At 73.0% G+C, this 3,440-nt stretch carries 3 protein-coding genes; all 3 read right to left on the bottom strand.

Going from position 1 to position 3,440, the window contains the following annotated elements; genetic code table 11:
• Positions 1-544: serine hydrolase domain-containing protein (locus ABFS34_16165; GenBank protein ID MEN8376963.1), on the bottom strand; the 544-nt coding region annotated here is incomplete at its 3' end.
• Between the two features lie 142 nt (positions 545-686).
• Positions 687-2,528 (bottom strand): hypothetical protein, encoded by a 1,842-nt coding sequence (locus tag ABFS34_16170; GenBank protein ID MEN8376964.1) that lies wholly within the window; start codon positions 2,526-2,528, stop codon positions 687-689.
• Between the two features lie 34 nt (positions 2,529-2,562).
• On the bottom strand, positions 2,563-3,219 hold the full coding sequence (locus ABFS34_16175) for a hypothetical protein (protein MEN8376965.1): 657 nt from the start codon (positions 3,217-3,219) through the stop codon (positions 2,563-2,565).
• Positions 3,220-3,440 lie beyond the last annotated feature (221 nt).

A 3,440-nucleotide genomic window follows, 5' to 3' on the forward strand; every position in this document is an offset into this window, starting at 1 on the left:
CGACGTCCTCGTAGTCGTAATCGACCGTGTAGTCGATCGGCTGGCCGTCGCGGTCGATTATGTCGGGCAGGCCCGCGGTGTGGAGCAGGAGCTGGCGCACGGTGAGGCCGGCCAGGTGCTCGGGCAGGCCGGGCAGGTGCGCGCCGACCAGGTCGTCGAACGACAGCGCGCCGTCGGCCTGGAGCGCGTAGCCCAGCACCTTCATGAACTCCTTGGTGATGGAGCCGATGAGGAACACGTGCTCGGGCGTCATGGGCGTCGTCAACGCGCAGTCGGCGTGCCCCAGCCCGCGCTCGTAGACCGGTTCGCCCGCGATCCACAGCGCCACCACCCCGGCCATGCCCTCGGCCTCGAGCTCGTCCAGGCGCGCGTCGAGGGCGGCGATCATGGTGGTGACGCGGGTGGTGAGGGTGTCCTGGGGGTGGGCGTCGGCCAGGGCTGCGGCCTCATCGGGCGGCGCGTCGGCCTGGGCGCAGGCGGCGGGAAGAATCGCGGCGACGGCAAGAAAGAGAACCGACGCGGGGCTGCGTCGTGAGTTCGGCATTCGAGACACCTCGCGGTCGGGCGGCGCGCGCGTGTCTAACCTACGGCACCCAAGGCCCGCCCGCCTGGGTGTCCACCCGCCGAATAGCGCATACATCTCGGCCGCCTCGGTGAGGTCCAAATGGGCCCACCGGACGGTTCGGTCAATTCACTTCCATCCGGTGCACCCGGACCTGGTGCCGGATCCGGGAAGCTGCGATCCAGCGCCCATCGGGCGATACCTGGGGGTGCATGAGGTTCGCCGGGTCGTCGGTGAGTTGGCGCGGCTCTCCGCCGGCGCGGGGGATCGAGGAAAGCTCGTAGCTGGCGCCGACGTCCGCGCCGTAGACGATCGACTCCCCGTCGGCCGACCAATCGACCCCGCCCCAGCGACCCGAGTACGCCGTCAGTCGGCGGGCGTCCGAGCCATCCGGGGCCAGCGTCCAGAGTTCGACGCCTCCGTCGCGGGATGCTACCAAGAGCGCCAGCTCCTCGCGGGTGGGGGACCACGCGGCCCAGGTCGGCACCCAGCCCTCGGCGCCGGGGTTGGGCACGCGCGTCCGGCCCAGCGGGGCGCCGGTCTCCGGGTCCAGCTCCACCACCCACGCGGACGCGCCGCCCTCGTCCCAGGTGGTCATGAGCAGCCTGCGGCCGTCGGGCGCCCACTCGGGCGTGCCCACCTCGCGCCCGAAGTCCGTGAGCCTGACCTCTTCGGCCATGGGCGCGCCCGGCCGGCGCACGTATATGTCGTCGGTGCTGCCCTCGCTTGAGTAGTCCGCGACGGGCTCGGGGGAGCGGTGCGAGTGGTAGGCGATCCAGGCGCCGTCGGGCGACCACGCGGGCGAGAAGTCCTCGTGGTAGCCGGTGATGATCGGCTCGATGGGCTCGTCGGGCGACGTCGCGCGGCCCTCGGCGTCGAGCTCGATCACGCCGCCGTCCAGGTTCAGCGCCCAGTCCGCTAGCCGCCAGTTGCCGGTGGTCACGCCTATGGCTCGACCGTCGGGGCGCCACGTCGGGCTTTCGGCGCCCTCGGCGACGACCGTCAGGGGCCCGCCGTCGGCCGGCACAAGCGCGATCTCGTCGCGCGTCTGGATCGCGATCCAGTGCAGCGCGCCGTCCGCGAACACCGGCGCGAACTCCTCGGCCGGGGTCTGCACCACGGGCCGCCGGGCGCCCGTCGCGAGGTCGACCTCGTAGATGCCCAGGTCGCGGTCGGCGTAGGGTTCGTGCCGCGCCTCGGGGTCGGGCGCGTCGTCGCTGGCCAGCGCGAGGTACGCGAAGGCGCCGTCGTCGGAGACGGCCATGCTGCGGGGGCTCGAGGCTCCATCGAGACGGTCGGCGAGCGTTTGCGTGGCGCCGCTTTCCGGGTCGACGGCGTGCAGCGTGCTCACCCCGTGCTCGTCGGGGACGAGGACCAGCACGGCGGACCCGTCGGGGAGCCAGGCGTGGGCGCTCGGGGCGCCGGGGAGGGTGTGTGTCGCGGGCTCTGCCGACCCGTCGGCGGGGCCGACGTACAGGGTCGACGGATCCCCGCGGGTGGTGTAGGCGACCCGCTCGCCCGACGGCGCCCAGGACACGCGGGCGATGGGCGGCACGGAGTGGAGGATGGGGGTGGCTTCGACGCTCACGGCCCGGTCGATGCGGAACCAGCCCCGCTCCTCGCCCCTCTGCCCCGTCACGACGAGCCGGCCGAGCCGATCGAACGCCGCGCTGGACACCGCGTCGAGGCCGCCTTCAATGGGCGTCTCGGCGCCGGTGGTCAGGTCGATGAGGCGGCGCGAGTCGAGCACCGCCTGCCGCCCGTCCGGCGCCACCGCGAGACGCGTGAAGTAGACGTTGAACCACGCGGCAGGAGACTCGGCGAAGACGGCCGGAGCGGAGTCGCCGTCGTCGGCCGATGGCGCGGGTTCGGAGTCCGACGCGCACGCGAGGGCGAGGAGCGCGAGGATCAGACCGGGCGTCGCGATCGGGCCGGAGGCCGTGGACGGCGATGGGCGTCGAGGCATGCGAGTATCTGGGGGCTCGGGCTGGCGGGCGCGCCTAGAGGGGCGACGGCTCCTTGGTCACGCGGCCTTCCAGCAATACGCGGTGCACCGCGAGGCCGTCCCTCGCCGGCACCGCCACCTCGAAGTTCAGGCCGGCCAGCTCCGCGCCCTTGGGGTGGCTGCAGAAGAGGCGGCTGACGCTCCAGAGGCCCGAAGGGTCCAGGCGGAGGTGCTCGGCCGGGTAGAAGTAATCCTCGTAAGAGCCGCCCGGCGCGATGCGCACCAGCGGTCTGTCGGGCTCGAGTTGCCGCACCGCCAGATGCGCCGGCCGGTGCCGGAGCGGCGGAGGCGGGGCGAGCTGCACGCGCAACGTGATGGGCTCGTTCGGCTCGGTCGGCCGGGACCGGGAGGCCTCGAACAACGACAGATGGTCGCCGGCCACGAGACGGTGTCGAAGGCCGTTCGGACCCCGGAAGACGAGGCCTGCGACGTCGAGTCTGAGGGTGTCGTCGGTGAGGTTGTCGACGGACACGCGTACCCACTCGTCGGAGACCTCGAGGTGATAGCGTGCGCCGTCCACCTCGACGGCGCTGGGGGTACCCGCGGGCGCGCCCGTGAGCTCCACGGGGAGGTGACGATGAGGGCCGCAGCCCAGAAGGCCCCCGCACAGGGTGCCCGCCAGCGCCGCGGCCGCAAAGTGGCGGCTCGTCATCGTATGAGAATAGAGACGGGTGCGTGCCGACGCGAATGGCGGCGCTGCCGGAGAGCCGGCGACGCGCCGCCCGCCTGGGACGTTTCCGCGGAAACGTGGGCCAGGCGCATGGCGGGACGGGCCATCGCCCGTCGGCCTTACGATCCGGCCGCCGCCTCGACTGCTTCGAGCGCCCGGACTTCGATCGCCCACGGCACGTCCCAGTACCGCCCCCAGCGCGC

It is taken from the genome of Gemmatimonadota bacterium, from assembly GCA_039715185.1.
GTDB lineage: Bacteria > Gemmatimonadota > Gemmatimonadetes > Longimicrobiales > RSA9 > DATHRK01.